Here is a 14,726-nt window from a genome sequence, read left to right on the forward strand (position 1 = left end):
TATATTTCTCGCTTAAACGCTTATCGTCCTAACGAGGACGCCGAAGGCGTTTGTACTTGTGTTTAATAATAGTTTGCCCCAAGCCATCCAGTCAATATTTAAAATTAAGCTATTCCCTATTCAAAATGATACGCAGGACATTTCTATACTCACTTCTCTTATCGTATACTGAACTTAGGATGGAATAAAGGATGCAACGTTCGCAACAAAGGAGGTCTGGCGTAGATGGATAACGCGGTGGAATATAGCACAATGTTGGAACATGCATTTATGAGGTCCCCAGAGGGAATAGCCGCACTGTCTTTATACGATGGTAAGGGCAAGTGGCTGAAGGTCAATCCGGCTTTTTGCAATTTACTTGGCTTAACGGAAGCTGAGTTTCTTGCTGGGGCTATTTTTGCAGAAATGGAAAATAGACAGACGTCTTCGAAAGAGCTTTCCTATAGATTGGTGATGGACGAGCTTCAGAATTCTCCAGCAGGGAGCTGGAAGAAGGAAGAATGCTTTCGCAAAGGGGATCACCTGGTATGGCTTTCCCTGACATTCTCAGGATTTGGAACAGTAGGACAAGCCCCTTCGTGTATTATTGTGTACGCCGAAGATATTACAGAACGAATGATTGCAGATCAACAAATGGCAGTTCAACGAGATCTAGAGGAACAGATCTATCAAAGTGAACGTAATTATAGATTGATGTCCGAGAATTCGCTGGATTTAATCTCGCGTCATGCAGTTGAAGAGCGTAAACAGTTTGAATTCAAGCTTCAGGAGAATGAACAGCGCTATAAATCTTTATTTGAATATAATCCCTCTGCTGTGTACTCAATGAATTTGCAAGGAGATTATTTAACGGCCAATGCGAATCTGGAGAAGCTGACCGGGTATTCGCTGGAAGAACTGATCGGAATGTACTTTGGTCCCGTTGTGCATGAGAAGGATATGGAGAAGACACTGTATCATTTTAACTTAGCCGCTAAGGGATATCCCCAAAGCTATGAACTGACGCTTATTCATAAAGACGGTCATTTTGTAGAGATCAATACCACTAATATTCCGATCATTGTAGACGATCAAGTGGTTGGTGTATATGGTATTTCCCGTGACATTACGGAACGTATAAGATATACAGAACAAATTGAGAAGCTAAGCAATGAGTACACCCTGATATTAAATGCAGTCTCGGAGGGTATTTTTGGGCTCGATATGGAGGAGAAGGTGACTTTCATTAACCCTGCAGGTTTGCATATGCTCGGCTATGAACATGATGAGATCATGGGCCATTCTTATCTGGATCATATGCAGCAGACAGCACTTGATGGGATCCACTACAGGCCCGAGGAGTCCCCGCTTATCAAGGCTATTAGGTCAGGGGGATCTTATCAGAGCAAGGATGCAGTCTTATGGCGTAAAGATGGCACGAGCTTTCTTGCAGAGTACCAGGTAACGCCTCTTTTTGATAAAGGTGAACCTAAGGGTGTTGTAGTCGTGTTCAGAGATATTACGGATGAGAAGGAGATCATTCGTGCCAAGGAATCTGCGGAGAAAGCGGACCAAGCTAAATCAGAGTTTCTAGCCATTATGAGCCATGAAATTCGTACGCCTATGAATGGCATTGTGGGGATGACTGATCTGCTTGCAGAGACGGAACTAGATGAAGAACAACGTGAGTACACCAATATTATTAAGGAGAGTAGTAGCTCTCTTCTATATATTTTGAATGAAATTCTTGATTACAGTAAAATTGAAGCCGGAAAAATGATGATCGTACATGAGCCCGTGTATCTTCAAGAGGTACTGGACAGTGTAACGGATTTGTTTATGGCTAAGGCTTTGGAAAAAAATCTTGAGCTGTCTTACAGCATGGCACAAGGGGTTCCTACGTGCATTATGGGAGATGCAGGCCGATTACGTCAGGTATTGGTTAATCTGGTCAGCAATGCGATTAAATTTACTGACCGAGGCAATGTCTGTATTTATGTGGAGCAGAAATTGTCCGTGGTTTCAAAGAAATCGACTTTGAAGTTTAATGTCAGAGACACGGGGATAGGTATTCCTTTAGAAAAGCAGCATCAGTTGTTTCAATCATTTTACCAGCTGCACTCCTCGTTTAACCGTAAGTATGCCGGGACGGGGTTAGGCCTAGCCATTTGCAAGAAGCTTGTCGAGCTGATGGGCGGAGCCATTGCGGTGGAGAGTAGTGAAGGAAACGGCTCTAATTTCTATTTTACGCTACAGATTAATCCTGAAAGTAAATATGAGGGCGATGAGGTAGATATTACTCTGGCAGAGCAGAAGCCCGCACAAGAAATGGAATCACAATCTAATTCAGAGGGATCTATGGATGTTGGTGGAAATGTGATTTTACTTCCGGAAGGCTCTGCCCTTTCAGCTTCTAAGCCAAACTCTTCAAAGGGAGAAACATCCTGATGAAGCATAGAAACTCCAGTCTCAGTAACAAACTATCAGTAGATCCATACACACAGTGGGAGGCTGGGGTTTCATCCCCGTCTTCTGCATGTGGACCAGCGACCCTGGCAGCTTTAACGGAGTATTGGAATACCCGGCTAGGAATGGGCTTTATTCGTGGCAAAGGTCATTTTCACTCTAAAGCAGCTCATATTAATTACATATACAGTCATCACGGAGGTACCCCTTTAGGCATGAGTGTACGTCGGTTTGTAAAGGGAATCACAGCTTATATCCACTCCTCAATCTCGCCAAAAGGGGGACATAAGCTATCTATCTCTACATTTAACGATTTCGATATGTATAAAGTGGAGATTGATGCAGGTCGGCCAGTAGCTGTTAAATTTGATAAATGGTTTAATTTTCGGTGGAGAGGGAATTTTGCTTACGATTACCACTGGGTATTAGGAATAGGATATGAAGTACCTGATAACGGGGATTGTCCAATCCTCATCGTTCAGGATAATGGTGTGAGGTATAGGGATGGAAGGATTGCTCTCTGTAAAGAACGCCGCATCCCATATTATGCAAATAAAGACATCATCACAATGGTGGGAATGAATATCTTAGAAACGCCAAGTTAGTCGTGATTTAGCTATGTAATTACCCTGGAAAAATGATCTGGTTATTTTGAGTCCAAACGTTTGCACAAATTTGAGGATCATACTATAATCCAGTTAATAACTGGAAAAGGGGATAGGTGCTTTGTCCGTACAAAAGGAAATGAAGGAACCGATTTTTTATGGTGATCCTGCGACTACTAGAGGGATTTCCGTATTTGCTCAGGAGTTTGATCAGTTGTTTAGTTATGACGGGGATGATCTCGGACTTACATATTCATCGGCCTCTTCATCATTTTGCTTGTGGGCTCCTACGGCTCAGGAGGCAGAGCTAGTAATTTATGATTCATGGCAGGGAGCTGCGGAGTCCGAATATGCTATGATCCGCGATATTCGGGGAACGTGGAGAGCTACGGTTGACGGTGATTTAGATGGCAAGTTCTATACCTACCGAGTTCGTCTAGGTGAACAGTGGAATGAAGCAGCTGATCCTTACGCACGGGCTGTTGGCGTGAATGGGGACAGAGGCGCTATTCTAGATTTGCGCAAGACGGACCCTGAGCGGTGGACAGAAGATAAGCCGTCGTTTGAGGATCCTGTAGACGCCATTATTTATGAGCTTCATTTGCGTGACTTATCCATTCATCCAGCAAGCGGAATGGCTCATAAGGGTCAATATCTCGCTTTGGCGGAAGAAGGAACCCGCGGACCAGAGGGCATTCTCACCGGACTCGATCATATCGCAGATCTCGGTGTAACCCACGTGCAGCTATTGCCTATTTATGATTATTCTACAGAGAGTGTAGATGAGACGAAGCTGGATGAGCCGCATTTTAACTGGGGTTATGATCCGAAGAACTACAATGCTCCTGAAGGCTCCTATGCTACGGATCCTTATGTGCCCGGACTACGTATTCAAGAACTAAAAACAATGATTCAAGCGCTTCATGATCGTGGACTCCGCGTCATTATGGATGTAGTTTACAACCATGTGTACGACGGATACCGCGTGAATTTCACTAAACTGGTTCCTGGCTATTATTTGCGTTATAAACAAGATGGAAGCCTGTCGAATGGCTCAGGCTGCGGAAATGACGTGGCTACAGAACGTATGATGATGTCCCGCTTCATTGTGGACTCCGTGGTCTATTGGGCTAAAGAATACCATATCGACGGCTTCCGCTTCGATTTGATGGGCTTGATGGATGTCGATACAATGCGGGAAACTCGGCGGCGTCTGGATGGAATAGATCCGTCCATCATGACGATCGGTGAAGGCTGGATGATGGGGACTGAGCTACCGGTGGAACGGCTCGCTCATCAGAAGAATGCTTCCCTTATGCCGGGAATCGGACATTTTAATGATGATTTCAGGGATGCTATTAAAGGAAATATCTTTTTGTATGATCAGCCGGGCTTCATCAGTGGAATGATGGGTCTGGAGCCTGCGATCAAAGCAGGGGTTGCGGGAGGAATTGACTTCAGCCCAGGAATTAAGCAATTTGCCGTGGAGCCTCAGCAAAACGTTAATTATGTAGAGTGTCATGATAATCATACCTTATGGGATAAGATCGTATTGTCCACCGAGGGTGAGACGGTTACGCAGCGCCGTTCCATGCATAGACTGGCTTCTGCGATAGTGTTCATGAGTCAGGGGATTCCTTTTATCCATGCAGGGCAGGAGTTTATGCGTACGAAGGACGGGGTGGAGAACAGCTATAAATCTTCGGTCGAAATCAATCGTATGGACTGGGAATTGTGCGCCGCGCATCAGGAAGATGTGGCGTATATGAAACAGTTAATCGCACTGCGTAAAGCTCACCCGGCCTTCCGCATGCGAACAGCAGCTGACATTCGGAACCATTTGGTTTTTGAAAAAGCACCCGCAAGTGCAGTAGCTTACACGCTACGTGGTCATGCTGGAGAAGATGCAGCGAAGCATATTTATGTTCTTTTTAATGCGAATGCTGAACACACTACTGTGGTTCTGCCGCAGCTTGGAGCATGGAAGACCATCTTCGGGGCTGATCTTACGCAGGAGCTGACTGGAAATAAGCTAACTGTAAATGGGATTGGGACAGTAGTCCTGACGGCGTAATAAATAGTCTTTTACAAGATCATTATTGAAAAGCATGCAGAGTAACGTACTTTAATCAGGTACATTACACTGTGTGCTTTTTTATTTTTCTATTTCCTTAATTGATTGTTTCATTTTACATAAAAAGGTGACATTACTCATTTTCGATGATGATATTGGATGTTAATATGAAGACATTTACTTTGGTGCTTTAGAGTGGTATAGGCTTGCAGCAGACAAACATAGAAAGTACCTTTCTTTTTTAGCGGTTCAGAAAGTATATATTTGTGGGGTATTTAGAGAGGATGAGAGAGATGGGGAAAGCAACCGGATTTTTGGAATTTGAACGGCAGACGCCTTCGGAGTGTGAGACGCTGGAGCGAATTAAGAATTGGGATGAATTCTCGATCCCTATGGATGAAGAGAAGCTGCGCGAGCAAGGCGCACGTTGTATGGACTGTGGTACGCCATTTTGTCATGTAGGGCGTCTGTTATCTGGTATGGCTTCCGGCTGCCCTCTACACAACTTGATTCCTGAATGGAATGATATGGTTTATCGTGGAAACTGGGAGGTTGCACTGCAACGTCTGCATAAGACCAATAACTTCCCTGAATTTACTGGACGTGTATGTCCGGCACCTTGTGAAGGTTCTTGTACAGTAGGGATGAACGGCCAGCCTGTAACGATAAAGTCGATTGAAAAGTCGATTGTAGATAGAGGTTTTGAAGAAGGTTGGATTGTTCCTGAGCCACCGCTTATTCGCACAGGTAAAAAGGTAGCCGTAGTGGGCTCGGGTCCAGCAGGTCTTGCCTGTGCAGCTCAGCTTAACAAGGCGGGGCATTCGGTGACCGTGTATGAACGGGCAGATCGGATTGGCGGTTTGTTGACGTATGGTATTCCGAACATGAAGCTGGATAAGAAAACGGTTCAGCGCCGGGTAGACCTGCTGAAGGCTGAAGGCATTACATTCGTAACTCGTACAGAGATTGGGAGAGATATCTCGGCGACACAACTCAAGGCGGAGCACGATGCTGTTGTCTTGTGTGGCGGGTCTACGCAGGCACGAGAGCTTCCTATAGAGGGTCGTGAGCTGCGGGGCATTCATCAGGCGATGGAGTTTCTGACACTGAATACTAAGAGCTTACTGGATTCAGAGCTTGCTGATGGTGAATACATGTCTGCGGCAGGTAGGGATGTAGTTGTAATCGGTGGCGGGGATACTGGCACAGACTGTGTAGCTACGTCGATCCGCCACGGTTGCCGTAGTGTGATCCAGCTTGAGATAATGCCACAGGCTCCACTGACCCGTCAGCCTAGTAATCCATGGCCGGAATGGCCAAAGGTTCTTAAGGTGGACTATGGTCAAAAAGAGGCAGCTTCACTGTATAAGGAAGATCCACGTCGTTATCTGGTTTCGACGAAACGTTTTGTTGGTGACGATGGTGGATATGTGCAGGAGCTGCATACCGTGCGAATTGAGTGGAATCGTAATGAACAGGGAAGGATAGTTCCGGTTGAAGTACCAGGCAGTGAAGAAGTTCTAACGGCACAGCTGGTACTACTCGCATTAGGATTCACAGGGCCCGAGGAGACTGTGCTAGGTGAGCTTGGGGTGGCACGTGATGAGCGCGGAAATGCCAAGGCGGAGTTCGGAGCACAAGCGACCAATGTAGAAGGAATATTCACAGCAGGTGATATGCGCCGCGGACAAAGCCTTGTAGTTTGGGCCATTGATGAGGGGCGTCAGACAGCCCGCGAAGTGGACCGATTCTTGATGGGATCATCGAACTTGCCGTAAGAATAGAGGCATATAGGGCAGGGCGTTCCTTTTGGAGGAACGTCCGCTTTTGCGTTGTTTGCCTGTTCAAGGTTAAAATTGAAACCTAAGCACAAGATCTATTTAAGTCGAAAAGGAGAATACATGATGAAGCTAATGTTTATTTCCGATATTCACGGTTCTTTATTCTGGTTAGAACGGGCTTTGGAAAAGGTAGAGGAAGAACAGCCAGACAGTCTTGTAATCGTAGGAGACTTTTTATATCACGGTCCCAGAAATCCACTGCCGAAGGGTTATGACCCGCAGGGAGTTGCTAATAAACTGAATGAATATAACAAAAAGAAGCCTATTACGGCAGTACGTGGTAACTGCGATGCGGAGGTAGATCAGATGCTGCTGCAGTTTCCGATGATGGGGGATTATGTGATGCTCCTGCATGAAGGCAGACGAATCTATGTTACACACGGTCATGGCTTTAGTATTGAGAATTTACCGGCACTATCTGAGAAGGATATCTTTATTCAGGGGCATACCCATCTTCCGGTTGCGGATGTAAAAGAGGGCGTATACGTGCTGAATCCTGGTTCGATATCGCTGCCTAAGGAGAATCATCCGAATTCCTATGGTATTCTTGAGGGTGGAGAATTCATCGTTAAGGATTTTGAGGGCGATGTGGTAAAAAGGATTACACTATAAGCTCAGTCAGATCCCATATGACCCGAATTCCTTCCAACATTATTAGTGTTCCAGGGAATTGAGCACTAGAACATATTATTGTATGATGAGGTAGGAGTTTTAGGGCAGGGCTGGCTCCAAATATAATAGTAAAGGTAGTTAACACATGAATCCTAAAGATTTGAACTATACAATGCCACCGGAATGGGGCAAGCATGAACGTACTTTTATCTCCTGGCCGGTGCAGGAATCTATGTGTTTCCCGGATAACCACGAGTCGGTATGCCAAGGTTATGCTGACATTATTACAGCTATTGCGGAGTTTGAACCGATTACGGTCATCGTTAACCCGGAGGACGTGGAAAAGGTAGAACGTCTGGTCAGCGGACCGAATGTAACGCTGCTGCCTATAAAGCATAGCGATGCTTGGCTGCGTGATAACGGGCCTACCTTTGTTGTTAATAAAGACGGCGTTCTAGCAGGCGTGAACTGGAAGTTTAATGCCTGGGGCGGTAAATATTCACCTTGGGATCTGGATGATGAGGTAGCTCCACAGATTCTCGAACACACACAAGTGACACGCTTTGATGCGCCGCTTGTGATGGAAGGCGGCTCGATCCATACGGATGGAGAAGGCACCTTGATTACTACAGAAGAATGTCTGCTCAATACGAACCGCAACCCGGATTTGAAGCGCGAGAGAATTGAAGAGTACGTGCGCAATTATACAGGTACAGAAACTATTATCTGGCTTAAGCGTGGTCTAAGTGGTGATGAAACCGATGGTCATGTGGATAATATCGCTTGCTTTGCTGCTCCAGGTAAAGTCATTATTCAGGTCTGTGAGGATCCGCAGGACGAGAATTTTGAGATTACACAGGAGAATCTTCGTATTTTGGAGAATGCCATAGATGCCAAAGGGCGTAAGCTGGAGATTATCAAGATTCAGCAGCCTCCACGGGTGGATCATGACGGCAGCCGTCTGACGCTCAGTTATTTGAACTTCTATTTCGTAAATGGTGGAATTATATTGCCTGTGTTTGGCGGTACAGCGGTGGAAACAGATAAGCTTGCTGAGGAAGTACTGGCTGGTTTGTTCCCGGAACGTAAGATTCGTACCGTTAACGGTATGGCGGTCATCACCGAGGGCGGGAATGTTCACTGCACTACGCAACAGATGCCTGCTCAGCAATAATTGAAGGAAACTAAACGTCCAATGGGACATTTATATATATAAGGAGGACAGATTCTTGAGAAATGTAAAAGTAGCTGCGACGCAAATGAGCTGTTCCAGCAATATTGATGAGAATATCAGCAAAGCCGAAACCTTGGTCAGAGAAGCGGCGGCACAGGGAGCACAAATTATTTTGCTGCAGGAGCTGTTCGAGACACCGTATTTCTGCCAGAAAGAGAAAGCTGATTATTACGCATATGCAACAGAGCTTGAGCATAACAAAGCGATTAATCATTTCACAGCTATAGCCAAGGAACTGCAAGTGGTGCTGCCAATCAGTTTTTATGAGAAAAAGAACTACGCACGTTACAATTCACTAGCTATTATCGACGCCGATGGAACGATATTGGGGAAATACCGCAAGAGCCATATTCCAGATGGCCCAGGGTATGAAGAGAAATTCTACTTCAATCCGGGAGATACTGGCTTTAAAGTATGGAACACTCGCTATGCCAAGATTGGTGTAGGGATTTGCTGGGATCAGTGGTACCCGGAAGCGGCTAGAGTGATGAGCCTGATGGGAGCAGAAATTCTGTTCTATCCAACCGCTATCGGATCAGAACCACAGGATGGATCGATCGACTCTAAGGATCATTGGCAGACTTGTATGCTTGGGCATGCAGCGGCTAACCTTATTCCAGTCATTGCCTCCAACCGTATCGGTGAAGAAATTGATGAAGATTCTAGCATTAATTTCTACGGCTCTTCGTTCATTGCGGGACCGCAAGGCAATAAAATTGTTGAAGCAGGCCGAGACGAGCAAACTGTAATAGTGAGTGAATTTGATCTGGATGCTTTGGAAGTCGGACGGATCGAGTGGGGCGTCTTCCGTGATCGCCGGCCGGATCTGTACAAAATGATTGGTTCTTATGATGGGGACATCATTCTTTAATAGAATTTACAGGTGAATGTGCTAAAGGCATTGCTAGAGAGGATAGAATCTCTGGCAATGCCTTTTTTTGGTGTTTCAACTTTCTGTCAAAAGAGCTGTAAAAGTCTGGAAAAGTAGAATATTGCTATTTTATCAGGTATATTAGAAGAGTAAACCGTGATTCAGGGATCTACTATGAAAATTCTGTCGGATACGTGGGGAGGAGGCTCTGGGATATCTTTTGTTATCATAATCTTACGGTGATAGAAGGAGAATACGATGAGCACATTTAAAAGCTGGTTGAACACAACCAAAAACGGACTAACAGATCAAGTGAAGAAATTCAAAAATAAAGATTTCATGAATGCGGTAGTTGCGGGTTGCGCCTTAGTTGCTGCTGCCGACGGTAAGATAGAAGAAGCTGAAAAGAACAAAATGGCCGGCTATATGAATATGAGCAATGAGCTAAAGGTGTTTGACATGAGAGACGTCATTACCCAGTTCAACTTTTATGTAAGTAACTTTGAGTTCTCACCAGAAATCGGTAAGCAGGAAGCACTGAAAGCCATCGGTAAGTTTACTGGCAAACCAGATGTAGGACGTGTAATTGTGGGTGTGTGCTCAGCTATTGGATCAGCTGATGGTGATTTTGATGACAATGAAAAAGCAGTTGTGCGGCATATTTGCGGTGTCTTGGGATTAAACCCTAGTGAATTCAGTTTATAAATGATGTAATACCCTATACATGAGTTCGGATGAAACGTATTTAGTTCTTTAGCGTATCACTCATATAACATCCAAAAGCTAGACTACTAGATGGTGATTCTTTTTAGAGAATGGAGGTACGTAAAGTTGGCTGGAATTAATCTGGTAAAAGGTCAGAAGATTGATCTCACAAAAGGTAATGCAGGCTTATCTAACGTAATTGTAGGTTTAGGCTGGGATCCGGCTGCGCCGGCTCGAGGATTCTTCGGTGTGAAGAAACAGGCCAACGTGGACTGTGATGCCTCAGCATTGATGCTTAATGAGAATGGTAAGTTAGTTAAGAAGGGGAACCTGATTTGCTTCCATAATAAGCAAAGTCCTTGTAACTCTGTTATTCACTCTGGAGACAATCTCACGGGTGATGGAGACGGAGACGATGAACAAATCATGGTCAACCTGAATGCTATTCCTTCTGATGTGCACAAGGTTCTTGTAGTGGTGAATATTTATGATGCCACAAATCGTAAACAGGATTTTGGTCTGATCAAATCAGCGTATATCCGTGTTATGAATGCTGTAGGCAATAATGAACTAATCCGCTTTAACCTATCTGATAATTACAATGGCTACACGGCACTGATTTGTGGGGAGCTGTACCGACAAGGTGGAGAATGGAAATTCTCCGCAATTGGTGAAGGTAGTCACGCGGCACATATCAATCAACTGGCAGAACGCTACGTATAATCCAAATAAAAGAAAAGAGGAATGTTATCATGGCAATTAATCTATCTAAAGGTCAAAAGATCGATTTAACAAAAACAAATCCGGGTCTATCCAAAATCACAGTAGGTCTTGGTTGGGACACTAATAAATATGATGGCGGTAAAGATTTCGATTTGGACGTTTCTGTATTCTTGACTAACGCGAACAGCAAAGTTGAAAAAGAAACGAACTTCATTTACTTCAATAATAAACAGAATGAGAATGGTTCAGTTGTTCATACAGGTGATAACCGTACGGGTGACGGCGATGGTGATGATGAGCAGGTTCAAGTGGATCTTCTGAGTATCCCAGCAGATGTGGAAAAGGTAGCTTTCACTATTACGATTTATGAAGCTGACGCAAGAAGCCAAAACTTCGGACAAGTTTCCCGTTCTTATGTACGTATTGTAAATGATTTAAACAATGAGGAGCTCATTCGTTTCGATTTGGGTGAAGACTTCTCTATTGAAACTGGTGTTGTTGTTGGTGAGCTATACCGTCATGGTGCAGAGTGGAAGTTCAATGCCATCGGTAGCGGCTACAAAGACGGCTTGAGCGGTTTGACTCGCGATTACGGCCTGCAATAAGCCTTGTAGTATAGAGCTTAGAGTTACACAGTGAACTGAATCTACTCAATGAAAGAAGGTTATGTCCGTGACGATCAGTCTCTCCAAAGGACAGCGAATTGATCTTACCAAGACTAATCCAGGTCTGACAAAGGTAGTAGTTGGATTGGGCTGGGACACTAATAAATATAGTGGAGGTCAAGAATTTGACCTCGATGCTTCAGCATTTCTGCTTCATGAAGACGGCAAGGCTAAAGGTACAGATGATTTTGTATTCTATAACAATCCAAATGGTGGTGCGAGTTCTGTAATCTACACTGGAGATAACCGTACAGGTGAAGGTGACGGAGATGACGAGCAAATCATCGTTGATTTCACCAAAATCCCTGCCCATATTCAGCGTATTGGGATAACAGTAACCATTTATGATTACGAATCTCGTGCACAGAACTTTGGACAAGTCTCCAATGCTTTTGTACGAGTTGTGGATGCTTCGTCGGATCGGGAAGTACTTCGTTTCGACCTGGGTGAAGAATTCTCAACAGAGACAGCCGTTGTATTCTGTGAATTCTACCGCAATGGTGCGGATTGGAAGTTCCAGGCTATTGGTAGTGGTTTTGGCGGCGGTCTTAGCGCATTGTGTAGAAATTATGGGCTGGACGCGCAATAGCATCTTCCGGGCGGGGTCATCACCGATCCTGCCCTTTTTTTAATTCTTTATGGATTCCCTCACAAAGGACATGGAAGGGATCTCGAAGGATAAACTCCACTATGTGGGGTTATTTAAAAATATAAGCAAGTTAAGGTTCATACGATACTATATATCTTATATTTCTCGCTTAAACGCTTGTCGTCCTTATAAGGACATCGAAGGCGTTTATGCTTGCTCCATTTATAAAGGTGGTGTAAGAATGGGTATTACAGTTGTTAAAGGACAAAAGGTCGATTTAACTAAAGGCAATCCTGGACTTGATTCTCTTATCGTAGAGATTGGCTGGCAATCGCCATCTTCACTTGAGATTGATACTTCTGCTTTTCTGCTTGGAGCGCAAGGTAAAGTAAGCAAAGATGAGGATTTGATATTTTATAATAATCCGTCTACACCTTATATCAGATATAAGGAAATGCCTACATCAGACAGCCTCAAGCAATTTGACGTGGAACTAAACAAAATTCCTTCTGATGTGATGAAACTCGCGTTTACACTTACCATTTATGATGGCGAGAAGCGAGGTCAAAGTTTTAGGCAGGTAAATCAGGCCTATTTTCGGATTCTGAATCAAGTAACAGGTGCGGAGCTTCTCCGATGTGATCTTGAAAATCATTTCTCCGTGGAAACGGCTATTGTGGTAGGAGAATTATATAGATATAACGGTGAATGGAAATTCAGCGCCATTGCCGCGGGTTTTGCTGGTGGTCTACAGGAACTGTGTAAGAACTTTGGATTAGAAACGAACGATGAACCAGCAGCGGCACCAATACCAGTGCCTAAGCCTGCTGCTCCACCGCAGCCAGAGCTTAAACGTCAATCAGCGCCGGTAGCGGAGCCTAAGATTCAGATTCCACCTCCTCCTGCAGCTGCGCCTTCAGCTGTAACACCCCCTCCGGTCAATCTCAACCTGAAGAAGATCGAACTGAAGAAAAAAGGTGATTCGATCAACCTGAAGAAATCAGCTGGTGGTTTGGGTGAATTGCTAATTAACCTCAACTGGAATCAGAAGCAGGGTGGAGGGCTATTTAATCGTAAAAATGGTGTGGATTTAGATCTTGCTTGTCTATATGAGTTGAAGAATGGCAGCAAGGGAGTAGTTCAGGCGCTGGGCAATGCTTTTGGCTCATTGAACCAACCTCCTTATGTCATGCTTGATGGAGATGACCGGACAGGCTCTGTAACAACCGGTGAGAATCTGCGGATTAACGGCAGCAAAATTGCTGATATTGAACGGATTCTAATTTTTTCTTTTATTTATAAAGGCGTTACCAATTGGTCAGAAGCTGACGGTGTTGTCACGATTACCCAGAGTGGCGGCCCCGATATTATTGTCAATTTGGACGAGCATAACAACCGCAAAGGCATGTGTGCTATCGCGTTATTTCGGAATGTGAATAACGAGACATTCAGTGTTGAACGGCTGGTCCAATATTACAGTGGTCATCGGGAGATTGATGAGGCATATGGCTGGGGACTGCGCTGGGTTGCTGGCAGTAAATAGACGATTTTTTCGGAGGCGCAAGTGTAATGGATTGGTTCGCTGATTTTTTTAGGAATATTAGTGAGAACTACGGTCATTTCTTCTCATGGAGCGATGTGGTAGGTACGCTCTCAGACCCGGTTAGCTGGGGCATTATTGGTAGTTTAGTTCTGCTAGAGGGACTGCTCTCTGCAGATAATGCGCTTGTTCTCGCCGTCATGGTTAAGCATTTACCTAAGGAACAACAGAAGAAGGCGCTCTTTTACGGTATTATAGGCGCTTATGTATTCAGGTTTTTGGCTATCGGTCTAGGGACATTTCTTATTAAATTTATGTTGGTTAAGGTTCTTGGTGCAGCCTATCTCTTTTATATCGCCTATGGCGGGTTATTTAAGGGCGGTGGCGATGAGAAGATCGAGAATAAGGGGTTCTCTTTTTGGAAGACGGTTTTCCTTGTTGAATTAATGGATATTGCTTTCAGCATTGATAGTGTTATTGCTGCATTTGGTGTTAGTAACCAGGTTTGGGTGCTCTTTATGGGCGGAATCATAGGCGTTCTGATGATGCGGGGAGTAGCGCAATTATTCTTGAAGCTTATTGATAAAATTCCGGAACTTGAGCGTGCCGCCTTTGCGCTTATTGCCATTATTGCTGGTAAAATGCTCGCGGGCGCTTTTGGGTACGAAATGCCACATGTATTATTCTTTTCAATCATTATTCTTGTATTCGGTGGTACGATCCTTTACAGCGTACTGCGTAAGAAAAAAGAAGCCCATAGAAATGCTTGATTTCAAAGCTAGTTGAACACTGCTGCTTTCAGGTAATCGTATATGTTTATAG

Annotated in this window: 13 protein-coding genes; all 13 read left to right on the forward strand. The window is 44.5% G+C overall.

What is annotated here, in order from left to right; all coding sequences use genetic code 11:
• The first annotated feature begins 225 nt into the window (after positions 1 to 225).
• Positions 226 to 2,427 carry a PAS domain-containing hybrid sensor histidine kinase/response regulator gene (locus tag CA600_RS07530; protein ID WP_094869628.1) on the forward strand — a complete coding sequence of 734 codons (2,202 nt, stop codon included), beginning with the start codon at positions 226 to 228 and terminating at the stop codon, positions 2,425 to 2,427.
• On the forward strand, positions 2,427 to 3,050 hold the full coding sequence (locus CA600_RS07535; protein WP_094869629.1) for a C39 family peptidase: 624 nt from the start codon (positions 2,427 to 2,429) through the stop codon (positions 3,048 to 3,050). Before CA600_RS07530 ends, CA600_RS07535 begins: the two co-directional genes overlap by 1 nt.
• 121 nt (positions 3,051 to 3,171) lie before the next feature.
• Positions 3,172 to 5,124: a type I pullulanase gene (gene pulA, locus CA600_RS07540; protein WP_094869630.1), complete on the forward strand. Its 1,953-nt coding sequence runs from the start codon at positions 3,172 to 3,174 to the stop codon at positions 5,122 to 5,124.
• Between the two features lie 293 nt (positions 5,125 to 5,417).
• Entirely contained in the window at positions 5,418 to 6,902 is a 1,485-nt protein-coding gene (locus CA600_RS07545) for a glutamate synthase subunit beta (RefSeq protein WP_094869631.1), read from the forward strand.
• Between the two features lie 126 nt (positions 6,903 to 7,028).
• Complete coding sequence (gene yfcE / locus CA600_RS07550; RefSeq protein ID WP_094869632.1) at positions 7,029 to 7,577, forward strand: phosphodiesterase; 549 nt, start codon at positions 7,029 to 7,031, stop codon at positions 7,575 to 7,577.
• 145 nt (positions 7,578 to 7,722) lie between these two features.
• Entirely contained in the window at positions 7,723 to 8,751 is a 1,029-nt protein-coding gene (locus tag CA600_RS07555; RefSeq protein WP_094869633.1) for an agmatine deiminase family protein, read from the forward strand.
• 55 nt (positions 8,752 to 8,806) lie between these two features.
• Positions 8,807 to 9,682, forward strand: a complete 876-nt coding sequence (aguB, locus tag CA600_RS07560) for an N-carbamoylputrescine amidase (protein ID WP_094869634.1) — start codon at positions 8,807 to 8,809, stop codon at positions 9,680 to 9,682.
• Between the two features lie 258 nt (positions 9,683 to 9,940).
• Entirely contained in the window at positions 9,941 to 10,387 is a 447-nt protein-coding gene (locus CA600_RS07565; RefSeq protein WP_094869635.1) for a tellurite resistance TerB family protein, read from the forward strand.
• A gap of 126 nt (positions 10,388 to 10,513) precedes the next feature.
• On the forward strand, positions 10,514 to 11,110 hold the full coding sequence (locus tag CA600_RS07570; protein WP_094869636.1) for a TerD family protein: 597 nt from the start codon (positions 10,514 to 10,516) through the stop codon (positions 11,108 to 11,110).
• A gap of 29 nt (positions 11,111 to 11,139) precedes the next feature.
• Positions 11,140 to 11,715 carry a TerD family protein gene (locus CA600_RS07575; protein WP_094869637.1) on the forward strand — a complete coding sequence of 192 codons (576 nt, stop codon included), beginning with the start codon at positions 11,140 to 11,142 and terminating at the stop codon, positions 11,713 to 11,715.
• A 67-nt stretch (positions 11,716 to 11,782) separates the two neighbouring features.
• Complete coding sequence (locus CA600_RS07580; protein ID WP_094869638.1) at positions 11,783 to 12,364, forward strand: TerD family protein; 582 nt, start codon at positions 11,783 to 11,785, stop codon at positions 12,362 to 12,364.
• 241 nt (positions 12,365 to 12,605) lie between these two features.
• A complete protein-coding gene (locus tag CA600_RS07585) occupies positions 12,606 to 13,907 on the forward strand; it encodes a TerD family protein (RefSeq protein ID WP_094869639.1) in 1,302 nt (433 codons plus the stop codon).
• 26 nt (positions 13,908 to 13,933) lie between these two features.
• Complete coding sequence (locus tag CA600_RS07590) at positions 13,934 to 14,674, forward strand: TerC family protein (RefSeq protein WP_094869640.1); 741 nt, start codon at positions 13,934 to 13,936, stop codon at positions 14,672 to 14,674.
• Positions 14,675 to 14,726 lie beyond the last annotated feature (52 nt).

This window comes from Paenibacillus sp. VTT E-133280, assembly GCF_002264385.1.
In the GTDB taxonomy this organism is placed as follows: domain Bacteria; phylum Bacillota; class Bacilli; order Paenibacillales; family Paenibacillaceae; genus Paenibacillus_AQ; species Paenibacillus_AQ nitricinens.

What these genes read in the sequence shown, in the direction of transcription:
- CA600_RS07565 (WP_094869635.1), top strand. Translation starts at nt 9,941, where the DNA reads ATGAGCACATTTAAAAGCTGGTTGAACACAACCAAAAACGGACTAACA.
- CA600_RS07545 (WP_094869631.1), top strand. Translation starts at nt 5,418, where the DNA reads ATGGGGAAAGCAACCGGATTTTTGGAATTTGAACGGCAGACGCCTTCG.
- CA600_RS07585 (WP_094869639.1), top strand. Translation starts at nt 12,606, where the DNA reads ATGGGTATTACAGTTGTTAAAGGACAAAAGGTCGATTTAACTAAAGGC.
- yfcE (WP_094869632.1), top strand. Translation starts at nt 7,029, where the DNA reads ATGAAGCTAATGTTTATTTCCGATATTCACGGTTCTTTATTCTGGTTA.
- CA600_RS07535 (WP_094869629.1), top strand. Translation starts at nt 2,427, where the DNA reads ATGAAGCATAGAAACTCCAGTCTCAGTAACAAACTATCAGTAGATCCA.
- CA600_RS07530 (WP_094869628.1), top strand. Translation starts at nt 226, where the DNA reads ATGGATAACGCGGTGGAATATAGCACAATGTTGGAACATGCATTTATG.
- CA600_RS07575 (WP_094869637.1), top strand. Translation starts at nt 11,140, where the DNA reads ATGGCAATTAATCTATCTAAAGGTCAAAAGATCGATTTAACAAAAACA.
- CA600_RS07555 (WP_094869633.1), top strand. Translation starts at nt 7,723, where the DNA reads ATGAATCCTAAAGATTTGAACTATACAATGCCACCGGAATGGGGCAAG.
- CA600_RS07590 (WP_094869640.1), top strand. Translation starts at nt 13,934, where the DNA reads ATGGATTGGTTCGCTGATTTTTTTAGGAATATTAGTGAGAACTACGGT.